The sequence below is a fragment of the bacterium SCSIO 12844 genome, from assembly GCA_024397935.1.
GTDB lineage: Bacteria > Pseudomonadota > Gammaproteobacteria > Francisellales > Francisellaceae > M0027.
Map to the genome: position 1 here is coordinate 1,107,946 of CP073743.1, position 23,489 is coordinate 1,131,434.

The following is a 23,489-nucleotide window of genomic DNA, read 5'->3' on the forward strand; positions in this document are numbered from 1 at the left end:
AGTAATAATTAGCTGTGTTATTCCTTAGAATCAGTAAATTAAATAAATTTGATTATATTAATGTTAACCTGGGGTTGATTATGAGAACATTAAACTTATCTACTACCATTTTTATTATTTTGGCTTTATTTATGAATAAAGCATTTTCTGGGCAAGAGTGGAATGTGAAAATACATAATAATACACCTTGGCAGTTAACAATAAAAAAACTTGATACAGATTGTTGGTATGCATATGACTTTGAGAGAGAAACTATATTAAAGTCAGGTGATACAAAGATTTTTTATACTCAACAAAAAAACTCAGGTAGTTGTTTTTTTCAAAAAGGCGCATTACGGTTTCAGCTCTTAACGGACTATACTAGTTCAACGGTAAAAATTCGTGGTAGAGACAGCTGTCAATTAGAGGTAACAAACCAAAAAAATTTTGATATTTCAATGAACTGTAATGGAGCTAGTTGGTCAAATAGTAAAAGAGCTCAACTAGATATCACAGCAAAACCACCAGGAGCTCCTTTGCCAGTTGGTCTTAAAAGTATTGGTCTGGGTAAAGCATTTCCTAGTGCATGTGGTAAAAATCTTATAGTAGCCCCAGATGGTAAATTATATGCTGATTGTAAAAATAGTGATGATACAAATACTATTAGGGTCAATTTCTCTAATTCTACCGGTTCAGGATGCAGTATTTTAGTTGATGATTCAGGGGTGAAATCAACAAAATGTGATACAAATATTGATTATACTTTTTATAAAGGTGATATCATTTTTGCTTGTCAGCAAGCTTCTAATTCTCAAAGTAAATGTCCGTGGATTTTTCCTCAGAATAAAGATCGTCAATATCTCGCTAATGATATCTACAGTTAGTGATTAAGTGGACTAATGTATTTTTAAAATACATAAATATTATTCATATAATTTTTTGGTATTAATATAATCAGGCTTATTGGGTTGATGTTGGATGGAGGAAGCATAATTTTGGGGTATAAAATGAAAAATAATAATAAATTTATTAATTATATAATGGGAATAATTGCTATTTGTATATTAATACTTCCAACTGGTTTGTATGCTTCAGATAAACGTGATCAATCTTGGTGGGATTTTATAAAAGGTGAGGCACCAACAGACTCATTATATCTTGGTATGTGGTCTTATCATGTTTCTGAAAAGCATCCATTTAGAGACTATAATTATAAAAATAACATGATTGGCATTAGTTATAAGTCATTGACTGCTGGGACTTTTATTAATTCATTTCATCAACGAAGTTATACCGTAGGCATTCGCAGGAACTTATGGGAGAACAAAACAGGAGACTGGAATTTTCAAGTAGGTTATAACTTAGGTATAATTTATGGTTATAAAGATGGTAAAGGTATGTTCTTAAGTGACTATTCACCTGTAATTCCAGTTGGGTTATTATATTTAGATATAACCTATCATAATGCTGGTGTGAGTCTTAGTACTGTTGGAGATGTATTTATGGTTGGTTTTAAAGTAGAGTTTTAATCAATATTTGTATTTCTCATTTTGTATTAGTTATACATAGCTTAGCTAGATAATTTTGAATTTATTGTATTTTATCAATACAGTCAAAGGCTTCCTTAAACGCCTTACTTTAATTAAAATTTTATTATGATTTAGTGATATTAAATTTAACAACAAAGAGAGGTATATATATGAAAAGTTATGTAAAGGCTCCAGGAGATACAGTTAATACTACAAATGAAAATCCTAATTTTAATCCTAATAAACAATCTAGTTCATTAGATAATAAAAAACAAGCACCAACCCCTTTCTGTAATAAAAATGATCCTGATTTAATTGAGCTTGATAAGCATCTAGAAGATTTAATAAGATTTGAGAAATAACTTCATAAAATATATTAAAAGGAGATCTAATGAAATTATATTATCCATCTGATGATTTGTATAACAACCTTGTAAAAAAAGTTTATAATTTTAAAAACAATATTAAAAATCTTCAATATTTTGAAAACATAGATCTTCTTTTACAAGAATTGGAAATCTTTATAAATACGCCTATTAAAACTTTAATTGATGAGCACGAGGAAAATAAACAAAAGGTTAGCGCACCTGATTTAAAAATGGCCTCATTAAGTGGTGGTATGAGAACACAAATAGACTTTATTTGTAAAAATAATAAAAAGGCAAAAGTTCATCAGATAACTACAGAATTATTTAATATTTTAGATGGGATAAAAGAGAAATTTACCAGTGATTACAATTTATACTTTGCTGCTAAATCAAATAAAGGATCTCTTGAGCAACAGAGTAGTGAATTAAATTCAGATAATATGACAACAAAAAGTGAGTTTCAATCATTTAATAGTTATAACTCAAATTCTATTTTTTATCTTAATGGAGTAAGCAAAACTAACCTGCTTAAAAAGCCTCATAAAGACTTTAGCTCATGAAAGAAGTTATTAGAAGAAGGTTTAATCTTTGATAGTTGTGCCTTAAAATCCAAATCAATCTTGATGGCGGGTTTAATAGAGGCCTAATTATTTATACAGTTAAATCATGACGTAGGGGGGTAATGTTTAATTTTTTTGTATAATCTTCCCTAAAAAAAATATCAGCATGGCCGTGTTTAATTTTAGAATAGCTGGCTTTTAATCCGATAGCTATAGCACCAACTCCCGTTAACCCAATTATTACATTTCCTATTACACCCTTATAATTATATTGAGAAGATAATTGTTTAATTTCTTCAGAGTCTTGTGTAATACTATTTATCTGATTGATATAGCTCAAAACATGATAAGGTTTTTTGTAATTTTCATTTGATATAAGGTGACTTAGAGCTTCATTTAATTTATTAGATAGTGAGTATGCTAATTTAGTAACATTTTGTTGTTGATATTTTTCTGCAAGTATATTTATTTTGCTAATTTGGTTTTCACTATCTTTGCTAAATTCATGAATAATTTTTTTATCTAAATAAGGGTGTGTTAATAGTATTACTTGTAATATTGGATTAGATAATTTATTGCTAATTTCAAAAATATCTTCAAATAAAATACATAATTTAAAGTATTCCTGAATTGTGATCTTATTTATTAAATTATTACATTCTTGGCTACATATTTTTTTTATTTCAGGCCACAGCTGATCAGCCCCCATATCTTTACCGACGTGCTTATTTTTCAAGTTTTCAACTGCTTTTTTTCTTAATATTTCTACATAATCCAATACTAAATATCTATTTTTACAACTTGGATCATGAAGATATTTATATAGTTGATGTTCTAACATTTATCTGGTCTCTTGTATTTAGTTTAGCTGATAGAATTTTATGTAGCTCCCTTTATTTATTTTAGAAATTAATCATGTTAGTTTTTAGCTATAATAGCAACAACAAGGGGGCTAAAAACTAACATGAAAAAAGAGTTAGATAACTAAAAATAATTAATATTTACTATAAAACTCCTTGTAGTTTGTTTTTATTATTTTATGTTCTGATTATTGCATTTTTGTTGTTTTGTCGTAACTGGCTTTTATACGGGGAAATAAAGTTAAAATATTCCTTTTTCTTTAAGGTAACTGATTACTTGTTGTTGTAGTAAGTGAAAATCATTATGTTTAGTATCATCACTGCTATTTATAGCAAAAGTTACTATGAGACCTTCACCTGTATCAGAGTTTAATTTTTTTGGAAAATAGTAAAACATGGTCTGATATCCAATTGTACCGCCACCATGAGCCCAAATATGTGCTTTAAAAAGCTCAGAGTAACTTTGAATAATACCTAACCCATAAGCAGCAGGATTATTGGAGTCTGTTATATCAAGGTTTTTCCCATTTGTCATTGAAACTAATTTTTTAAGGTCATGTAAACGTTTTTTAGATAAAATACCATATGATTTATCATAGTTAGTTGATGTAAATAGTTTTCGTACCCAAATAGCCATATCTTCAGTATTAGAAACAATTGCACCAGCAGCGCCTCCCCAGGACATATTATTACATTTCATATCTTTTGTATGCTGACCTTTTTTACATTTTGGATCAGATTCAGCAACACGGAATTTTGATAAAGCAGGATCATCATCTCCATTATAGTAACCTGATACTAGCTTATTTAATATACTTCTATCAGAAGAATAATTATTCATATAATATGTGTTTTTAAGATTTTGTTTTTTAATAAAATTTTGCATTAAGTTTTCAAATGAAATTGATGATTGCATAACTTTATCAATAATCATTCCTAATAGAATATAGTTTGTATTTGTGTAATTATATCCTTGGCCTATTTCTACTTCATCTTCTAGATGAATAGCAAAGTTTACTAAATCTCTGGGAGTGAAATATATCATGGGATTTTGACTCAAGATATTTGATAGTTCTATTGATTCGGTATAGTTAGGTATACTGCTTGTCATATTTAATAATTGTCTAATGGTAACTTTTGACCAGTTTTTATAAGTATATGGGAAGTATTTCCCCACAGTGTCATCTAAGGTTAAATACCCCTTGTCTATTAGAGTTAAAGTAAGGGCACTTGTAAATGATTTTGTAACACTGCCAATTTGAAATAAGCTTTTATGGTTTACAGGGCTTCCTTTAGCATTATGTTGGCTATTACCTGCATAGATATTAATAAATGTGTTTTTATCAGAACTAACTGTAATGGATATAGCAGATATATTAATATCACCTTTAGATGTTTCTAAATAGCTATTTGCCATGCTAGTTAGATCTTTTTTAATTAGATATCTATCTATATTTGCAATACTTGTACTGGATATTATGATAAATAAGATTCCTAAAAGTGAGCGTAAAAAATATTTCATATTTATTCCTAGTTTATAGGGATATTAGTGTCTAATAATTAATTTCTGATCATTAGCTATTAGCAACTGATAAAATGCTAGGACTTGCATTAACTAGCTCAATAGATTGTAATTCATAACCATCATTTTTTAATTTAGCAATGCTTTGGTCAAGACATTGTTGTACAACTCTTCTTATATGAACATCACTGCTAACAGGCCCAGAGCCTCTGTGTTTTAAAAATAATGGGATATTTTCATTAGATTCTGGTAGAGGTTTAAGGCCTAGATATTTTCTCCAACGTTTTAAGTTACTTACCATGCTTTCACTTATATTTATAGTTCGATATTGATTATTTTTATTTAAAATTTTAAAGTACCATTGTCCACATTTTTTTTGAAAAAAGTCATTCATTTTAGGATATTGATCATTTAGTGACTTCATTTCACTAAGCTTAATACCAGTATGGTGCATTAATGAAACAATAAAGTGAGTACGTTCATGAAATATAGGGTTAGTATCAGCTAGTTCTTTAGATGTATCTAGAATGTATTGCAGTTGTAATTTAGAAAGTTTTTTCAGTTTATTTGGTTGTACTGTCTTACTAGATAGTCTATTAGTGCTATTCAAACGGTTTATAATCATAAAATTAGACTTGACATATTTTTTTTCCAATAAAAATCGATAAAAAGTACTTAAGATCAAATGTATTTCTTTAACTGAGCTAGAATGAAGTTCTGTTTTTTTTGTATTTTCAAGCCCATAATACTTTTGTAATTTAGATGTTACAATAACAAAAGGTTTCCAATTATGATTAGGCACTCTTTTATCATCAATAGATAAAAATTTAGTCACTTTTGATAATCCAACCCAGCTTGGAATAGGTTCACTGCAAAATTTTATATATTTTTTGATATCATTAGCATTTAATTGATTGATTGATTTTTTTGCAATAAGCCAGCTCCAATGCATTAAACGTTCTATTTCTCGTCGATAAGAGTTATATGTGCCTTCTTTTACAATGTATTTTTTTAAAAAAAGTAACCCATGAAAAGCATCATTAATGTTCATTTGTGGGTAGTAGTTTTTTTTATATAATTCAAAATGATTAATATCATATGTATCAACGTATTTAGCACTGTCAAATATAGGAGTAATTTTATAATTCATTGTTATAAACCTTTATTATTTAGTTAGTACAACATCAATAATATTAAAATAATCAATCAGTATATAACTGGTAATAATACGGGATGTTTATGTTTGTATCTTAATATGGCTTTATAGTTTTATGTGAAGCTATTTTAACTAAATATTGGATTATAAAAAGATAAACTATATTTTATAATGGATAGTGTTTTAAATTTGAAGAAAGACATTTATCATTTGATGCTAAGAAGTTTATAATAGACATAGTTGCTTCTTTAATTATTTTGTTATTTGGTACAGCATCTTTTTTACTTTGTGTATAATAAATAGACAAGAATATCGGTTTGCAATTAGTTGGCCAAATGACAGCGATATCATTAGTTGTTCCATAGTTACCACATGTTCCTGTTTTATCCCCTACAGTCCAATTATTTGGTATGCCCGCACGTATTCTAGCATCACCTGTTGTATTGTTTACTAGCCATTTAGTAAGTAAGTCTGCTTGATAAGAGGGTAGAGTTTTACCTAGAATAAGTTTCTTTAAACTAATGCTCATTGCTTCTGGAGTGGTTGTATCACGCAAATCTCCAGGAATTGCTGTATTTAATTGAGGTTCCCACCTAACGAGGTTAAATTTATTATCCCCAATACTTTTTGCAAATTTTGTAACTGACTCAGGTCCTCCTAAGCTTTCCATTAAAAGATTAATTGCTGTATTATCAGTATAACTTATAGCGGCTGCACATAAGGACTTCACAGTCATTCCTTTTCCTACATGTTTTCTTGTAATAGGGGAGTAACCAGATTTATTAACAATTTCTGAGTTATAAACAATAGTTTGTTTTAGCAGTAATGGGTCATTAATACTTTTTTTTAAAATTGCTCCAACACCCATAACTTTAATGGTGCTACACATGGGAAAATTATGATTAGAATTATATGAAACAGTGTCATTATTTTCAGTATTAATGGCATAGATTCCAAGTTGCCCTCCATATTTGTTAGAAAGTGTAGTAAGTTGCTCATTTATAAGTTTTGTTGTGGATGCAATGGCAATAGTTGGTTTAAATACCACTAATGTTAAAAATAAAAAAATTTGGAATTTGAATAACTTTTTAATGCTTGTTCGTATCATATTTATATCCTTTAAATTTTTCCAAAATTTGGAAAAGGTTATCATATATGCAATTGTATGCACCTGAGATTAATACGGGGACTTTAAATATAAATTTGATTATAATAATAAACAAAATTGTATGTGGTTTTTAGTAAATGAAATACTTTATATTTTTGTATTTTATAATATAAAACAATAGGTTAAATTTTTTAAAGATAATATGAATAAATCAAAAATAATTCAATGTAAATGATATATACATTTGTATCATTGAGAGGCCATTTAAAGCTTGATATAACTTAACTCAGCAATAAAAAAATAAATTTTATGAAATATAGAATGATACTTTAGGGGTTAAGATTATGTCACTTATGTCATTAAACCGTTATAAAAATAAAGCAATAATAATTTGGCTTATGGTTGTGTGTATGTTGGTTAGTTCATGTAGTAGTGATATTGGTGGCCATCATGAGAATTTTGAGCCGGTTGAAGAACCTATTAATACATTTGTATCTGCTAGTGAATCAAAAGATGTCACACTGCCTAGTGCACTTGTTGTTGATAGAAAAGCAGTTACGGATATTGAACTAGAAGTAAAAACACTTAGACATGGATTAAAGGTTGGTGCAGAATACAGCAATGAATATAAAATTGCTCAAATAAATGGTTTAAATGACTTTGTTAAGTTAGATAATGAGCATAATATAAATGAATCATGTATTTCTGATTCAGGCAAGTTTGTAGCATTTTCTGATAGATGTACATTGCACTTAGAAGTTAACCCACAAGAAAAGGGACTTCAAATAGTCGACCTTGATATTATTTTAGAAAATGGTCAAACAGTTAATTATAAAAAAGAAGTTCATGTAGTTGATGCTAACTCACCAAAGTTAGCAACTACGCCTTTAGTTAACTCGCTAGATTCTTTGGATAATAATATTTATTTTACAGATAAAAAATATTTGTCATTATATAACCCCCTAAGAACATCATTAAATAATGTAGCATTCTATTTAGAAGGTGATACTAAGCCTATTTTTAAACTAAGAACTGTTGCTTCTGATAATGTGCATATTTCAAGCCAATATAAATTATCAGAAAAATTATCAAAGGCTATAAAATCAAACCCAAATCTAAAGGGGACAATTGTTGCATCAAATGTTGCTGATCCAATTAATTATTCATATATTGATCAAAGTAAAGCGCTAGCTTATATCGATAACTTATTAATTACAGAGCCAAATAATTTAGGTGATGGCGATCTCTATGAAATGAGTTTGGATATTAGTAAAGATTTAGAAATTGTTAATGTTGACTTTTTATATAATGACTCTATATCGAATAACAATATTACAGATGATATTTATTGGGTTAATAAAAATACGTTATTTAAAGTAGGGCAAGTATTAACGGCAAACAACCAAAATACTCTTAAGTTTAATATCACATCTAAAGCTTATGGTCTTGGTGAAGTTAGGTTAACATTAAAAGACCCTTCAATTGAAGGGTCAAAGCCTTTTACAATTAATGGTTATATCCAAATCGCTCCAGTGACAATTAGTTCTGATGTTGATTCATTAGTATTAGCTGAAGTTAGTAAGCCATATCAAATTAGTATTAAGAATACTTCTAATTTTGATTGGGTAGGTATTACTGAGAATACATTTAATTTAGGTGAGTTAGCTAGTCATGCTTATATCAAGCATGAAAGAGTAAGTGGGGATCAAAAGTTATGTTCTACTCTTGAAGATGCAACTTTAAAAGCAGGTGAAGCTTGTCAATTAAATATTCAATATTCACCTGATTTAGACTCTCTTACTTCAGGTATTTATAACATAACGCTTAACAAAGGAAATACTAATTTAAATAAAAATACTACATTGTCAGTTAAATTAGTAGATTCTTATCACCAAGCATTTCTTTTTAAACCTAAGCGTATCGCTCATAACAAGTATGAATTACAAGTTTATAATAAAAAAGATCATAATGTGCAAGTTATTTTAAATCTGGAAAATATTAAATTAGATTTAAACAACATTGAGCCTGTAACTTCAATAAGTAATGGTGAGAATAATGAAGTTACATTAGGTATACCTAGTGGGTTGCATAAAGTTTATTTTTCTAAAAATGATAAAGTAAGTCAAGCTAATATAAAATATACCATTGCAACAGCTGAAAGTTTAGAGGATGAGGCTAGTTCTATTAATAGTAGAACAATTGTTGAGTCAACAGCTGAATATTTTATCTTATCATCTGAATCTTTAGCCTATGTTAATAATAATACAGTATTAAGCACAGTAGCTTTTCAATCAGATGAATTAAAATCATTACCTCAAGTATCTGAATTTAATATTGCTGATACTTTTGAGCATGTTAATGCCATTCATGCCGTTACTAATGATTATAATGGTGTTTTATATGTAGCAACTGATGTTAAAGGATTAATTTATAAAGTTGATCAAAATAAGGCTAAAGCTGAGCAGTTCATCTATATTCCAAGTAATGATTATATTCAGCATATGGCAGTAGATAATGATAACAAATTTTTAATAGTTGTTTCTTTTGATCCTGTGCGTAACATAAATTCATTATATGATATTAATTTAGAAACCTATGAAACTAAATTAGTTAAAAACTTTACAGGTTCTGTTAATCGTATCAGAGAATTTAATGATTTATTTTATATTATTGGTGGTAATTTAACTCAAGTAGATAGCCATAACAAAAAAGAAAGCAGTGCTTCTGAAGTAATGATTTATAATCCAAATGAAAATCATTTAGATTTAGTTAACCTGTCAGATAGTTTAGGCATCGTATTTGATATTGCTTTAGTTAATGATACTTTCTATTTGGCAACACTAACCAGTAATGGATCTGGTTTGTTTAAAACAAATAACCCACAAAATCAGACTCAAATTGAGCAAGTGCCATTAAATAATAGTCAATTTATAAAAAATAATGGTTATATTAATCGATTAGAAGTAAGTCCAGACAACGCATTATATGGCGTTGGTCAATTAGATAATGCATTTATAGTTGCAAGACTAAAAGAAGGTGAATTACAAACTAAAACAGTACCTAACCGTATCAGAAGTTTTACAGCTAGTAAAGATGCCTTATATTATAGCTTTTCTCAAAGTAATGATAGTAAATCAAGTAATTTAGAAAATTATATTAGTCGTTGGTCAGATAATGATAAAAACAATAAAAATATTGACCAAAATTATAAGTTACCAACGAAAACTTTAGTTAGTAAACTATGGACTCAAACTTCAGAAAATATCTCAAGTAATAACTTTTTTGTAAGGCTGGACTCTAGTTATACAGTAACAGAAGGAGAAACACTTACAATAATACCAAAATTAATTACTTCAGATGATGTTGATATTAGTGGGGTTAGTTATAGTTGGAATACTGGAGGGTTAAATTACCAGCAAGTTGGTAATGGTGTGGTTAAAGTTCATGCTCCAGTTTTATCTGTTAGTGAAAAAGAATATCCAATTAGTTTAGTTGTAGATTTACTAGGAAATGAGCAAATTGTTAGTTCGGTTGTTAGGGTAGAAGCAGATATAACAAAGCAAGGTAAATTTAGTATTACAGGTGCTGATTCAGTCGAAGAAGGGAAAGAAATTATTTTAACAGCAGTAGCGAGTGATTTAGTAGGTGATAGAGAGGTTTCAACGTATAGTTGGAGCTATGATGAGAATCACTTTAAAGCAGGTGCTACTACTAATGAAGAATCAATTACTTTAGAAGCTAAAGTAGGATTCTCTAGTTATGATGATCTAATCTCATCAATAACCGTAGATGGCACAGATAGTGCGAATGTATCGCTTGAGCAAGGTAAGAAAGCGCTTAGTATTACAGCAGATACTGCTCAAAACGGTAAATTTAGTATTACAGGTGCTGATTCAGTCGAAGAAGGGAAAGAAATTACTTTAACAGCAGTAGCGAGTGATTTAGTAGGTGATAGAGAGGTTTCAACGTATAGTTGGAGCTATGATGAGAATCACTTTAAAGCAGGTGCTACTACTAATGAAGAATCAATTACTTTAGAAGCTAAAGTAGGGTTCTCTAGTTATGATGATCTGATTTCATCAATAACCGTAGATGGCACAGATAGTGCGAATGTATCGCTTGAGCAAGGTAAGAAAGCGCTTAGTATTACAGCAGATACTGCTCAAAACGGTAAATTTAGTATTACAGGTGCTGATTCAGTCGAAGAAGGGAAAGAAATTACTTTAACAGCAGTAGCGAGTGATTTAGTAGGTGATAGAGAGGTTTCAACGTATAGTTGGAGCTATGATGAGAATCACTTTAAAGCAGGTGCTACTACTAATGAAGAATCAATTACTTTAGAAGCTAAAGTAGGGTTCTCTAGTTATGATGATCTGATTTCATCAATAACCGTAGATGGCACAGATAGTGCGAATGTATCGCTTGAGCAAGGTAAGAAAGCGCTTAGTATTACAGCAGATACTGCTCAAAACGGTAAATTTAGTATTACAGGTGCTGATTCAGTCGAAGAAGGGAAAGAAATTACTTTAACAGCAGTAGCGAGTGATTTAGTAGGTGATAGAGAGGTTTCAACGTATAGTTGGAGCTATGATGAGAATCACTTTAAAGCAGGTGCTACTACTAATGAAGAATCAATTACTTTAGAAGCTAAAGTAGGATTCTCTAGTTATGATGATCTAATCTCATCAATAACCGTAGATGGCACAGATAGTGCGAATGTATCGCTTGAGCAAGGTAAGAAAGCGCTTAGTATTACAGCAGATACTGCTCAAAACGGTAAATTTAGTATTACAGGTGCTGATTCAGTCGAAGAAGGGAAAGAAATTACTTTAACAGCAGTAGCGAGTGATTTAGTAGGTGATAGAGAGGTTTCAACGTATAGTTGGAGCTATGATGAGAATCACTTTAAAGCAGGTGCTACTACTAATGAAGAATCAATTACTTTAGAAGCTAAAGTAGGATTCTCTAGTTATGATGATCTAATCTCATCAATAACCGTAGATGGCACAGATAGTGCGAATGTATCGCTTGAGCAAGGTAAGAAAGCGCTTAGTATTACAGCAGATACTGCTCAAAACGGTAAATTTAGTATTACAGGTGCTGATTCAGTCGAAGAAGGGAAAGAAATTACTTTAACAGCAGTAGCGAGTGATTTAGTAGGTGATAGAGAGGTTTCAACGTATAGTTGGAGCTATGATGAGAATCACTTTAAAGCAGGTGCTACTACTAATGAAGAATCAATTACTTTAGAAGCTAAAGTAGGATTCTCTAGTTATGATGATCTAATCTCATCAATAACCGTAGATGGCACAGATAGTGCGAATGTATCGCTTGAGCAAGGTAAGAAAGCGCTTAGTATTACAGCAGATACTGCTCAAAACGGTAAATTTAGTATTACAGGTGCTGATTCAGTCGAAGAAGGGAAAGAAATTACTTTAACAGCAGTAGCGAGTGATTTAGTAGGTGATAGAGAGGTTTCAACGTATAGTTGGAGCTATGATGAGAATCACTTTAAAGCAGGTGCTACTACTAATGAAGAATCAATTACTTTAGAAGCTAAAGTAGGATTCTCTAGTTATGATGATCTGATTTCATCAATAACCGTAGATGGCACAGATAGTGCGAATGTATCGCTTGAGCAAGGTAAGAAAGCGCTTAGTATTACAGCAGATACTGCTCAAAACGGTAAATTTAGTATTACAGGTGCTGATTCAGTCGAAGAAGGGAAAGAAATTACTTTAACAGCAGTAGCGAGTGATTTAGTAGGTGATAGAGAGGTTTCAACGTATAGTTGGAGCTATGATGAGAATCACTTTAAAGCAGGTGCTACTACTAATGAAGAATCAATTACTTTAGAAGCTAAAGTAGGGTTCTCTAGTTATGATGATCTGATTTCATCAATAATCGTAGATGGCACAGATAGTGCGAATGTATCGCTTGAGCAAGGTAAGAAAGCGCTTAGTATTACAGCAGATACTGCTCAAAACGGTAAATTTAGTATTACAGGTGCTGATTCAGTCGAAGAAGGGAAAGAAATTACTTTAACAGCAGTAGCGAGTGATTTAGTAGGTGATAGAGAGGTTTCAACGTATAGTTGGAGCTATGATGAGAATCACTTTAAAGCAGGTGCTACTACTAATGAAGAATCAATTACTTTAGAAGCTAAAGTAGGATTCTCTAGTTATGATGATCTGATTTCATCAATAACCGTAGATGGCACAGATAGTGCGAATGTATCGCTTGAGCAAGGTAAGAAAGCGCTTAGTATTACAGCAGATACTGCTCAAAACGGTAAATTTAGTATTACAGGTGCTGATTCAGTCGAAGAAGGGAAAGAAATTACTTTAACAGCAGTAGTGAGTGATTTAGTAGGTGATAGAGAGGTTTCAACGTATAGTTGGAGCTATGATGAGAATCACTTTAAAGCAGGTGCTACTACTAATGAAGAATCAATTACTTTAGAAGCTAAAGTAGGATTCTCTAGTTATGATGATCTAATCTCATCAATAACCGTAGATGGCACAGATAGTGCGAATGTATCGCTTGAGCAAGGTAAGAAAGCGCTTAGTATTACAGCAGATACTGCTCAAAACGGTAAATTTAGTATTACAGGTGCTGATTCAGTCGAAGAAGGGAAAGAAATTACTTTAACAGCAGTAGCGAGTGATTTAGTAGGTGATAGAGAGGTTTCAACGTATAGTTGGAGCTATGATGAGAATCACTTTAAAGCAGGTGCTACTACTAATGAAGAATCAATTACTTTAGAAGCTAAAGTAGGATTCTCTAGTTATGATGATCTGATTTCATCAATAACCGTAGATGGCACAGATAGTGCGAATGTATCGCTTGAGCAAGGTAAGAAAGCGCTTAGTATTACAGCAGATACTGCTCAAAACGGTAAATTTAGTATTACAGGTGCTGATTCAGTTCAAGAAGGGAAAGAAATTACTTTAACAGCAGTAGCGAGTGATTTAGTAGGTGATAGAGAGGTTTCAACGTATAGTTGGAGCTATGATGAGAATCACTTTAAAGCAGGTGCTACTACTAATGAAGAATCAATTACTTTAGAAGCTAAAGTAGGATTCTCTAGTTATGATGATCTGATTTCATCAATAACCGTAGATGGCACAGATAGTGCGAATGTATCGCTTGAGCAAGGTAAGAAAGCGCTTAGTATTACAGCAGATACTGCTCAAAACGGTAAATTTAGTATTACAGGTGCTGATTCAGTCGAAGAAGGGAAAGAAATTACTTTAACAGCAGTAGCGAGTGATTTAGTAGGTGATAGAGAGGTTTCAACGTATAGTTGGAGCTATGATGAGAATCACTTTAAAGCAGGTGCTACTACTAATGAAGAATCAATTACTTTAGAAGCTAAAGTAGGATTCTCTAGTTATGATGATCTGATTTCATCAATAACCGTAGATGGCACAGATAGTGCGAATGTATCGCTTGAGCAAGGTAAGAAAGCGCTTAGTATTACAGCAGATACTGCTCAAAACGGTAAATTTAGTATTACAGGTGCTGATTCAGTCGAAGAAGGGAAAGAAATTACTTTAACAGCAGTAGCGAGTGATTTAGTAGGTGATAGAGAGGTTTCAACGTATAGTTGGAGCTATGATGAGAATCACTTTAAAGCAGGTGCTACTACTAATGAAGAATCAATTACTTTAGAAGCTAAAGTAGGATTCTCTAGTTATGATGATCTGATTTCATCAATAACCGTAGATGGCACAGATAGTGCGAATGTATCGCTTGAGCAAGGTAAGAAAGCGCTTAGTATTACAGCAGATACTGCTCAAAACGGTAAATTTAGTATTACAGGTGCTGATTCAGTCGAAGAAGGGAAAGAAATTACTTTAACAGCAGTAGCGAGTGATTTAGTAGGTGATAGAGAGGTTTCAACGTATAGTTGGAGCTATGATGAGAATCACTTTAAAGCAGGTGCTACTACTAATGAAGAATCAATTACTTTAGAAGCTAAAGTAGGGTTCTCTAGTTATGATGATCTGATTTCATCAATAACCGTAGATGGCACAGATAGTGCGAATGTATCGCTTGAGCAAGGTAAGAAAGCGCTTAGTATTACAGCAGATACTGCTCAAAACGGTAAATTTAGTATTACAGGTGCTGATTCAGTCGAAGAAGGGAAAGAAATTACTTTAACAGCAGTAGCGAGTGATTTAGTAGGTGATAGAGAGGTTTCAACGTATAGTTGGAGCTATGATGAGAATCACTTTAAAGCAGGTGCTACTACTAATGAAGAATCAATTACTTTAGAAGCTAAAGTAGGGTTCTCTAGTTATGATGATCTAATCTCATCAATAACCGTAGATGGCACAGATAGTGCGAATGTATCGCTTGAGCAAGGTAAGAAAGCGCTTAGTATTACAGCAGATACTGCTCAAAACGGTAAATTTAGTATTACAGGTGCTGATTCAGTCGAAGAAGGGAAAGAAATTACTTTAACAGCAGTAGCGAGTGATTTAGTAGGTGATAGAGAGGTTTCAACGTATAGTTGGAGCTATGATGAGAATCACTTTAAAGCAGGTGCTACTACTAATGAAGAATCAATTACTTTAGAAGCTAAAGTAGGATTCTCTAGTTATGATGATCTGATTTCATCAATAACCGTAGATGGCACAGATAGTGCGAATGTATCGCTTGAGCAAGGTAAGAAAGCGCTTAGTATTACAGCAGATACTGCTCAAAACGGTAAATTTAGTATTACAGGTGCTGATTCAGTCGAAGAAGGGAAAGAAATTACTTTAACAGCAGTAGCGAGTGATTTAGTAGGTGATAGAGAGGTTTCAACGTATAGTTGGAGCTATGATGAGAATCACTTTAAAGCAGGTGCTACTACTAATGAAGAATCAATTACTTTAGAAGCTAAAGTAGGATTCTCTAGTTATGATGATCTAATCTCATCAATAACCGTAGATGGCACAGATAGTGCGAATGTATCGCTTGAGCAAGGTAAGAAAGCGCTTAGTATTACAGCAGATACTGCTCAAAACGGTAAATTTAGTATTACAGGTGCTGATTCAGTCGAAGAAGGGAAAGAAATTACTTTAACAGCAGTAGCGAGTGATTTAGTAGGTGATAGAGAGGTTTCAACGTATAGTTGGAGCTATGATGAGAATCACTTTAAAGCAGGTGCTACTACTAATGAAGAATCAATTACTTTAGAAGCTAAAGTAGGATTCTCTAGTTATGATGATCTGATTTCATCAATAACCGTAGATGGCACAGATAGTGCGAATGTATCGCTTGAGCAAGGTAAGAAAGCGCTTAGTATTACAGCAGATACTGCTCAAAACGGTAAATTTAGTATTACAGGTGCTGATTCAGTCGAAGAAGGGAAAGAAATTACTTTAACAGCAGTAGCGAGTGATTTAGTAGGTGATAGAGAGGTTTCAACGTATAGTTGGAGCTATGATGAGAATCACTTTAAAGCAGGTGCTACTACTAATGAAGAATCAATTACTTTAGAAGCTAAAGTAGGGTTCTCTAGTTATGATGATCTCACTTCATCAATAACAGTAGATGGCACAGATAGTGCGAATGTATCGCTTGAGCAAGGTAAGAAAGAGCTTAGTATTACAGCTGATACTGCTCAAAACGGTAAATTTAGTATTACAGGTGCTGACTCAGTTCAAGAAGGCGATAAGATTACTTTAACAGCAGTAGCGAGTGATTTAGTAGGTGATAGAGAGGTTTCAACGTATAGTTGGAGCTATGATGAGAATCACTTTAAAGCAGGTGCTACTACTAATGAAGAATCAATTACTTTAGAAGCTAAAGTAGGATTCTCTAGTTATGATGATCTCACTTCATCAATAACAGTAGATGGCACAGATAGCGCCAATGCAATTATTGAGCCTGCAAGGCAAATATTAAATATTACAGCAGATACTGCTCAAAACGGTAAATTTAGTATTACTGGTGCTGACTCAGTTCAAGAAGGCGATAAGATTACTTTAAAAGCCACAGCAGGTTTACCAGGTGATAGAGAAGTTTCAACGTATAGTTGGAGCTATGATGAAAATCACTTTAAAGCAGGTGCTACCACTAATGAAGAATCAATTACTTTAGAAGCTAAAGTAGGATTCTCTAGTTATGATGATCTCACTTCATCAATAACAGTAGATGGCACAGATAGCGCCAATGCAATTATTGAGCCTGCAAGGCAAATATTAAATATTACAGCAGATACTGCTCAAAACGGTAAATTTAGTATTACAGGTGCTGATTCAGTCCAAGAAGGGAAAGAAATTACTTTAACAGCAGTAGCAAGTGATTTAGTAGGTGATAGAGAGGTTTCAACGTATAGTTGGAGCTATGATTCCACTCACTTTAAAGCAGGTGCTACCACTAATGAAGAATCAATTACTTTAGAAGCTAAAGTAGGGTTCTCTAGTTATGATGATCTCACTTCATCAATAACAGTAGATGGCACAGATAGCGCCAATGCAATTATTGAGCCTGCAAGGCAAATATTAAATATTACAGCAGATACTGCTCAAAACGGTAAATTTAGTATTACAGGTGCTGACTCAGTTCAAGAAGGCGATAAGATTACTTTAAAAGCCACAGCAGGTTTACCAGGTGATAGAGAGGTTTCAACGTATAGTTGGCGCTATGATGAAAATTACTTTAAAGCAGGTGCTACCACTAATGAAGAATCAATTATTTTAGAAGCTAAAGTAGGATTCTCTAGATATGATGATCTCACTTCATCAATAACAGTAAATGGCACAGATAGCGCCAATGCAATTATTGAGCCTGCAAGGCAAATATTAAATATTACAGCAAATACTGCTCAAAACGGTAAATTTAGTATTACAGGTGCTGACTCAGTTCAAGAAGGCGATAAGATTACTTTAAAAGCCACAGCAGGTTTACCAGGTGATAGAGAGGTTTCAACGTATAGTTGGCGCTATGATGAAAATTACTTTAAAGCAGGTGCTACCACTAATGAAGAATCAATTATTTTAGAAGCTAAAGTAGGATTCTCTAGATATGATGATCTCACTTCATCAATAACAGTAAATGGCACAGATAGCGCCAATGCAATTATTGAGCCTGCAAGGCAAATATTAAATATAACAGCTGATACTAGCCTAACCCCACAAGTCTCAATCTCACCTATCAAGGGTAAGTTTAAAATAGAAGAAAATAAACTTGTTGAAATAAATGGCACAGGTGCTATTAATACTCAGCTTACGAATACTAACTTTAGTAAAGATATTAGTTATTCATGGGAAGCTAAACATGTTGGTGGTGATATGATTGAGATAGTTAGTATTGATAACGCAAAAAGCTTACGAATTAATAATATCCCAGCCTTCACAGGTATTGAATCTCAAGATAACTTAGAAGTCACTTTAAAAGTCTGTGATATTGCTAATCGTTGTACTGAAGTATCAGAGAGATTTAAAATTCTTCCGGATGCTCAAGAGCTTGTTAGTCCTACTGAACAGTTTGAAAATTTCATAGTAAATCAAGGGAAAAATATAGTTGCGTTTGATAGGAGTTATTATTATAGTAATAATGGATTTGGGAGAATATATTTTTACTTTGATGATGGAACATATTCTAGATTTAATGAAGATTATGATCAAGTAGATAGAACATCTTCAATTGCATTAAATTTTGGTGTGCCAGATAATCATTCTACGGGAGGTGACTATACTAAAAAGATTATTGCCAAATTTAAATTAGACGAATCAGCTGTCTATTCAGTATTTCTTTTTAATGATGGTAAATTAGGGTATTTAGATGATAAGGCTAAACAAACTCAACTTGAAGGAGATAATGGCACAGTAGTTGATAAGATAGACACGGAATTACTTAATCATACTGTTCTTCCTCGTGAAAAGTTAAAAGATGTAGTTGCTATATCTAGAAGACATGTTGATGATAAAGATCTACTATTCTTCTATAAAAATGGTACTTATAATATCTTTACACCAGGTGTAGGCTTTACGTTTGAAGATAATCATAATATTGTGGATGATTTTCCTAATATTAGTAAATCACGAGTATCTAAAATAGCAGCGGCAAGCTTAACTCAGAATAAAGATAAATTAGCTATTTTCTTTAATGATGGGACTTATCAAGAGTTACCTTCACTAGCAATTGAAGCTCGCCCTTTAGTTGCTGATAAAATTTACTTAAATGCTGTTATAAATAATAGTAATAATTATACTTATCAGTGGACACTAACAGATCTTGGTGATAATAGTGACAGGGCATTATATGATATGAATAAAAAAATTGCTCACCATTCTGTATCAAAATCTGAAGTTGGCTCTACATTCCTTGCTAAGTTAGTTGTTACAAATACAATTAACCAACAAGAGATTATCACCTATAAAAAATATAAAGTAGAAAGTAAAATTGCCGTCTTCGCTGATTTAAATAATGAGTTAATTAAATTCGATAGTAGCAGAACACAGATAGTTTTTCCAAGTGATACGATCAAGTTTGTTGCTACCTATGCAACTATGGGTGTTAGTATTGGAAAAATTCAACCTTTAACAGTTTCAGGTAATGTAAACGAAGACACTATTACGAATATAAATACATTAGCTGATAGTATTACTGAGAAATATGCTGCTGACTATGAGTTTGCTGATAAAGGATTAAATGGATTTCCTTATTATGATTATTATGCATATTCTCCAAAGCCTAGTAACCATACTGTCACCAATGGTAGCTTTGAATATAAAGAGTTTACACTTCAAACAGAAAGAAAAATAAATACAGGCAGTATCGTACTGGAGACTACCAAAAGAACAATAGGCTATATTGAAGCTATACCTCCAACAGACTCTAATGCAGTTTGGAAAATTTCTAAGACAGATAAATATGGTAAATATATATCAAAAAATGATTTATATAGACTACTAAATATGCATTCTAAAATAGAATATTATTTATATGATGCCGCTCATCAGTATGTAGTTGAACTTCCTAACCCAAATGAGCTTAAAGAAGGTGTAACCCTTATTGTTAATCGTAACTCGATGTATAGTGTTGCTGTTAATTATAGTTCAGAGAATGGTTTAACTGACTCTAAAATAGAAAAAGGCGATAAAAAGCAGTTCGTTGTATCAACTGGGGAGAATGGTAAATATTGGAAGATGGGGGATTATAATGGATAAAATAGATAAAAGGAGAAGATTTATCCAAACTCATACAAATTATTATAATTAATGGTTAATAATAACCTTTTTTCATATTCACCGTTATCAAGCTCTGAATAATGGACTAGCGTTTTGATTAATTCTTTGCCAGTTAGGGGTTGATTGTCTTTAACAAGATTAGCTCTTAATTGGCGAAATTGACTAAATTTACTACCGGTATTTAATAATCTAAAATAAGCTTTAACACTATCTTTTGCTGAATCAAATACTTCAACTTCATTAATTTTACCTTCAGCACGTTTTTTAGGTACCATGCCACATCCAGCGATAAAGCAGTGCTGTCCAAAATAGTTATTACCATAAATGGCAAATCGAGAAGTACCCCAGCCAGATTCTAGTGCTGCTTGGGCTAAAACCATGCTTGTTGGAATGGTATTAACTTTAACTAGTAGTTGATTAATGGTTGATTTTAAGGTTTTAGTATCAAATGTAACACGATATTGTTTGGATAATTTTTTAAGGGTTTTAATATTATGATTTGATAAAGTATGACGTTGATTATATTTGGTTTGTATATTATGTAGCGTTTTACGATCAGAGAGGACATCTTGTTGAACGCTATGAATTAAAGGCAGCATAAAATCAATAAAGGTACTTTTTCGTTCACTAATACTTTGTATTGATTTAAAATCAGGTTTTGACTCTTCTTTTGAACAGCTGCTTAGAAATAAGCTGGTAAATAATAAAATGTTAATAATAAAAATAACTTTAAAATACTTTAGAATTGCCATATTCACTTAGGTTTAATCCTTAAATTATTCGAGTTATGAGCATAGCATGAAAGAACGCATTTGATCAAATTTTAGGGTTGGTGGTTACTTGTGTTCTAATATAAAGTATAATACTTAGGTATCATAGATTGTTAAGGGTTACTATATAATGCCTACAGTTTTAAGAATAGGAAGCTATCGTTTTTTCTTTTTTAGTAATGAGGGAACTGAACCTCCACATATTCATATTCAAAGAGATAGGGCATTGGCTAAATTTTGGTTAAACCCTGTTGAGCTTGCTGGCTCAACAAGCTTTAGTTCTATTGAATTAAGAAAAATTGGTAAACTTGTAGTAGAGCATGAAAAAACTTTTTTGGAGTCATGGCATGAATATTTTACAAACTAAACCGTTAGCAGATAGTGTAGCATTTACTAAATCTGATTTTATTGTGCACTTAAAAGATGGTAGAACATTATCAGTTCCATTGGCTTGGTTTCCAACATTATCTAGTGCAACAATAAAGCAACTGAAAAATCATGAAATACTTGGTGATGGTGAAGGAATACATTGGATAGAGTTAGATGAAGACTTAAGCGTTATGGGCTTATTAACAGGCCAAAATTTACGAGTAGCATGAAAGAAAACTTGATCAAATTAAGCCTATAACGACACAATCGTCTGATAGGGTGGATGATCAAAAGAAACTCGTTTGGTTTCAAGCTGATAAGCTGTATAAATATGCTCATCAGATAAGACATGACCAATTTTACCAGATGTAACCATATGACCATTTTTTAATAAAATTGCTTCATCTAAATATTGTAGTGCTAAGTTTAAGTCATGTACGATCATCATAACGCTTAAATTGTAATTTTTAGTTAGATCTTTTAGTAATTCAAAGGTATGTTTTTGATAATAGCTATCCATATGCGCACCAGGTTCATCTAATAATAAATAGCCTGAAATTTGAGGTTTCATCAGTTGAGCTAATGCTCTAGCTAATTGAATGCGCGCTTTTTCACCACCTGACAGATAAGGATAAGCTTTATCAATAAGTTTGTAAGCATCAACTAATTTAAGCGCTTCTATGGCTTGGTTATAATCACAGTCCTGATAAAAGCCATTACAATAAGGAATTCGACCTAATAAAACGACATCCAAAACAGTTAAATTCGCTTTGGTTTCATAATGCTGATAAATAACACTAACGGTTTGTGCAAGTTTAGTAAGTGGCCATTGATTAAGCGCTAGATTATCGATAGTAATTGAGCCTTGTTGAATCACTAAATCATTAAGCATTAATTTTAGAATCGTTGATTTACCAGCGCCATTAGCTCCTAATAGACCAAAAAAATGCTTTGGTTTTAATGAAAAACTAATATCTTTGACTAACGATTTATTATCAATAGCATAACTAATATTGTTAATTTCAAACATCTAAATACTGCCTTTTTTCGTTTGATTGATTAAAAGCCAGATAAAATAAGGCGAGCCAATTAATGCAGTTAGTAGTCCAATGGGCAGTTCAGAAGGTGATACGATTGTACGAGCTAATGTATCAGCAATGGTTAATAATATTGCACCAGCTAAAGCAGAAGTTGGTAATAAAATACGATGATCAGAGCCGACAACAAGTCTTAGAATGTGTGGAATAATAAGCCCGATAAAACCAATTGGACCCGCAATTGCCGTAGATAATCCAACTAATAGTGCAATGGCAATAATGGCTTTTTTCTTTTCTAAATTGATATCGATACCAAAGGATTTTGCTTGGTTCTCGCCAAAACTCATGGCATTTAAAAATGCATAGATTTTTCTTAAAAATACTAACGCTATGATAAATAAAGGTAAGGCGGTTAATAATACCCACCAGTTAATTTGTGCAAAACTACCCATACTCCAAAAAGTAATACTGCGTAACTCATTATCATTGGCAAAGAAAGTTAAAAGACCGATAAATGCCCCAGCTAAAGCATTTATCGCGACACCGGCTAAGATTAATAAAGCAATTTGCGGTTGGCTATTTCTAACCGATAAGCAATAAATAACCCAAGTAATCATCAAACTACCAATAAAAGCACTAATTGGTAGTCCCCATAACATTAAAAAGCTTGTAAATGGAAGGTATGTTATAAATAGCATAAATAAAACAGCCATTAGTGATGCACCACTAGTCATACCTAAAAGGGCAGGGTCAGCCAATGGATTGCGTAAAATTCCTTGCATTAGTACACCTGAAATTGCTAATGATGCACCAATTAAAATGGTTGCTAAAATACGAGGTAGGCGTAAGTATATTAGTATCATATGATTTAATGACTGGTCAGAAAATAAATTATTGAGCATTTCAAAGAATGAAATATGGATACTGCCACAGGTTAATGCAAGACAAAAACTAATTAATAAAATAACCATTAATAGGCTAAGCGTAAGGAGTTGCTTTTTTCTAAATTGATAAAAGTGGCTTGTAGACTTTGATTTTTTA

General features: G+C 32.0%; 14 protein-coding genes. 7 read left to right on the forward strand and 7 right to left on the reverse strand.

Going from position 1 to position 23,489, the window contains the following annotated elements; all coding sequences use genetic code 11:
* Positions 1 to 80: 80 nt before the first annotated feature.
* The 4 genes from KFE69_05345 (at position 81) to KFE69_05360 (ending at position 2,436) form a co-directional block, all read left to right on the forward strand.
* A complete protein-coding gene (locus KFE69_05345) occupies positions 81 to 863 on the forward strand; it encodes a hypothetical protein (protein ID UTW43517.1) in 783 nt (260 codons plus the stop codon).
* 123 nt (positions 864 to 986) lie between these two features.
* A complete protein-coding gene (locus KFE69_05350; protein ID UTW43518.1) occupies positions 987 to 1,508 on the forward strand; it encodes a hypothetical protein in 522 nt (173 codons plus the stop codon).
* 170 nt (positions 1,509 to 1,678) lie between these two features.
* Entirely contained in the window at positions 1,679 to 1,870 is a 192-nt protein-coding gene (locus KFE69_05355) for a hypothetical protein (protein UTW43519.1), read from the forward strand.
* Positions 1,871 to 1,899: 29 nt separating this feature from the next.
* Positions 1,900 to 2,436, forward strand: a complete 537-nt coding sequence (locus tag KFE69_05360; protein UTW43520.1) for a hypothetical protein — start codon at positions 1,900 to 1,902, stop codon at positions 2,434 to 2,436.
* Between the two features lie 91 nt (positions 2,437 to 2,527).
* On the opposite strand, the gene KFE69_05365 is transcribed toward KFE69_05360, so the two are convergent.
* The 4 genes from KFE69_05365 to bla form a co-directional block, all read right to left on the reverse strand.
* A complete protein-coding gene (locus KFE69_05365; protein UTW43521.1) occupies positions 2,528 to 3,277 on the reverse strand; it encodes a hypothetical protein in 750 nt (249 codons plus the stop codon).
* 260 nt (positions 3,278 to 3,537) lie between these two features.
* The gene (locus KFE69_05370; protein ID UTW43522.1) at positions 3,538 to 4,818 is read right to left on the reverse strand and encodes a beta-lactamase family protein; all 1,281 of its coding nucleotides are present in this window, start codon (positions 4,816 to 4,818) and stop codon (positions 3,538 to 3,540) included.
* Positions 4,819 to 4,870: 52 nt separating this feature from the next.
* Positions 4,871 to 5,968, reverse strand: coding sequence for a hypothetical protein (locus KFE69_05375; GenBank protein ID UTW43523.1), 1,098 nt, complete (start codon positions 5,966 to 5,968; stop codon positions 4,871 to 4,873).
* A 172-nt stretch (positions 5,969 to 6,140) separates the two neighbouring features.
* Entirely contained in the window at positions 6,141 to 7,082 is a 942-nt protein-coding gene (gene bla / locus KFE69_05380; GenBank protein ID UTW43524.1) for a class A beta-lactamase, read from the reverse strand.
* Positions 7,083 to 7,426: 344 nt separating this feature from the next.
* Between bla and KFE69_05385 the strand changes: the two genes are divergently transcribed.
* Positions 7,427 to 20,251 carry a hypothetical protein gene (locus KFE69_05385; protein ID UTW43525.1) on the forward strand — a complete coding sequence of 4,275 codons (12,825 nt, stop codon included), beginning with the start codon at positions 7,427 to 7,429 and terminating at the stop codon, positions 20,249 to 20,251.
* 20 nt (positions 20,252 to 20,271) lie between these two features.
* Here KFE69_05385 and KFE69_05390 read toward each other — a convergent pair whose 3' ends face one another.
* Positions 20,272 to 21,030, reverse strand: a complete 759-nt coding sequence (locus KFE69_05390) for a glucosaminidase domain-containing protein (protein ID UTW43526.1) — start codon at positions 21,028 to 21,030, stop codon at positions 20,272 to 20,274.
* Positions 21,031 to 21,172: 142 nt separating this feature from the next.
* Between KFE69_05390 and KFE69_05395 the strand changes: the two genes are divergently transcribed.
* A complete protein-coding gene (locus tag KFE69_05395) occupies positions 21,173 to 21,409 on the forward strand; it encodes a DUF4160 domain-containing protein (protein ID UTW43527.1) in 237 nt (78 codons plus the stop codon).
* On the forward strand, positions 21,390 to 21,641 hold the full coding sequence (locus KFE69_05400; GenBank protein ID UTW43528.1) for a DUF2442 domain-containing protein: 252 nt from the start codon (positions 21,390 to 21,392) through the stop codon (positions 21,639 to 21,641). The genes KFE69_05395 and KFE69_05400 overlap by 20 nt, the downstream gene beginning before the upstream one ends.
* A 23-nt stretch (positions 21,642 to 21,664) precedes the next feature.
* On the opposite strand, the gene KFE69_05405 is transcribed toward KFE69_05400, so the two are convergent.
* A complete protein-coding gene (locus KFE69_05405; GenBank protein UTW43529.1) occupies positions 21,665 to 22,441 on the reverse strand; it encodes an ABC transporter ATP-binding protein in 777 nt (258 codons plus the stop codon).
* On the reverse strand, positions 22,442 to 23,419 hold the full coding sequence (locus KFE69_05410; GenBank protein ID UTW43530.1) for an iron ABC transporter permease: 978 nt from the start codon (positions 23,417 to 23,419) through the stop codon (positions 22,442 to 22,444).
* Between the last annotated feature and the right edge of the window lie 70 nt (positions 23,420 to 23,489).

Excerpts from the sequence above, each read along its gene's own strand:
- bla (UTW43524.1), bottom strand. The coding sequence starts at position 7,082 with ATGATACGAACAAGCATTAAAAAGTTATTCAAATTCCAAATTTTTTTA.
- KFE69_05350 (UTW43518.1), top strand. The coding sequence starts at position 987 with ATGAAAAATAATAATAAATTTATTAATTATATAATGGGAATAATTGCT.
- KFE69_05405 (UTW43529.1), bottom strand. The coding sequence starts at position 22,441 with ATGTTTGAAATTAACAATATTAGTTATGCTATTGATAATAAATCGTTA.
- KFE69_05365 (UTW43521.1), bottom strand. The coding sequence starts at position 3,277 with ATGTTAGAACATCAACTATATAAATATCTTCATGATCCAAGTTGTAAA.
- KFE69_05370 (UTW43522.1), bottom strand. The coding sequence starts at position 4,818 with ATGAAATATTTTTTACGCTCACTTTTAGGAATCTTATTTATCATAATA.
- KFE69_05395 (UTW43527.1), top strand. The coding sequence starts at position 21,173 with ATGCCTACAGTTTTAAGAATAGGAAGCTATCGTTTTTTCTTTTTTAGT.
- KFE69_05355 (UTW43519.1), top strand. The coding sequence starts at position 1,679 with ATGAAAAGTTATGTAAAGGCTCCAGGAGATACAGTTAATACTACAAAT.
- KFE69_05400 (UTW43528.1), top strand. The coding sequence starts at position 21,390 with ATGAATATTTTACAAACTAAACCGTTAGCAGATAGTGTAGCATTTACT.
- KFE69_05410 (UTW43530.1), bottom strand. The coding sequence starts at position 23,419 with ATGGTTATTTTATTAATTAGTTTTTGTCTTGCATTAACCTGTGGCAGT.
- KFE69_05375 (UTW43523.1), bottom strand. The coding sequence starts at position 5,968 with ATGAATTATAAAATTACTCCTATATTTGACAGTGCTAAATACGTTGAT.
- KFE69_05345 (UTW43517.1), top strand. The coding sequence starts at position 81 with ATGAGAACATTAAACTTATCTACTACCATTTTTATTATTTTGGCTTTA.
- KFE69_05360 (UTW43520.1), top strand. The coding sequence starts at position 1,900 with ATGAAATTATATTATCCATCTGATGATTTGTATAACAACCTTGTAAAA.
- KFE69_05385 (UTW43525.1), top strand. The coding sequence starts at position 7,427 with ATGTCACTTATGTCATTAAACCGTTATAAAAATAAAGCAATAATAATT.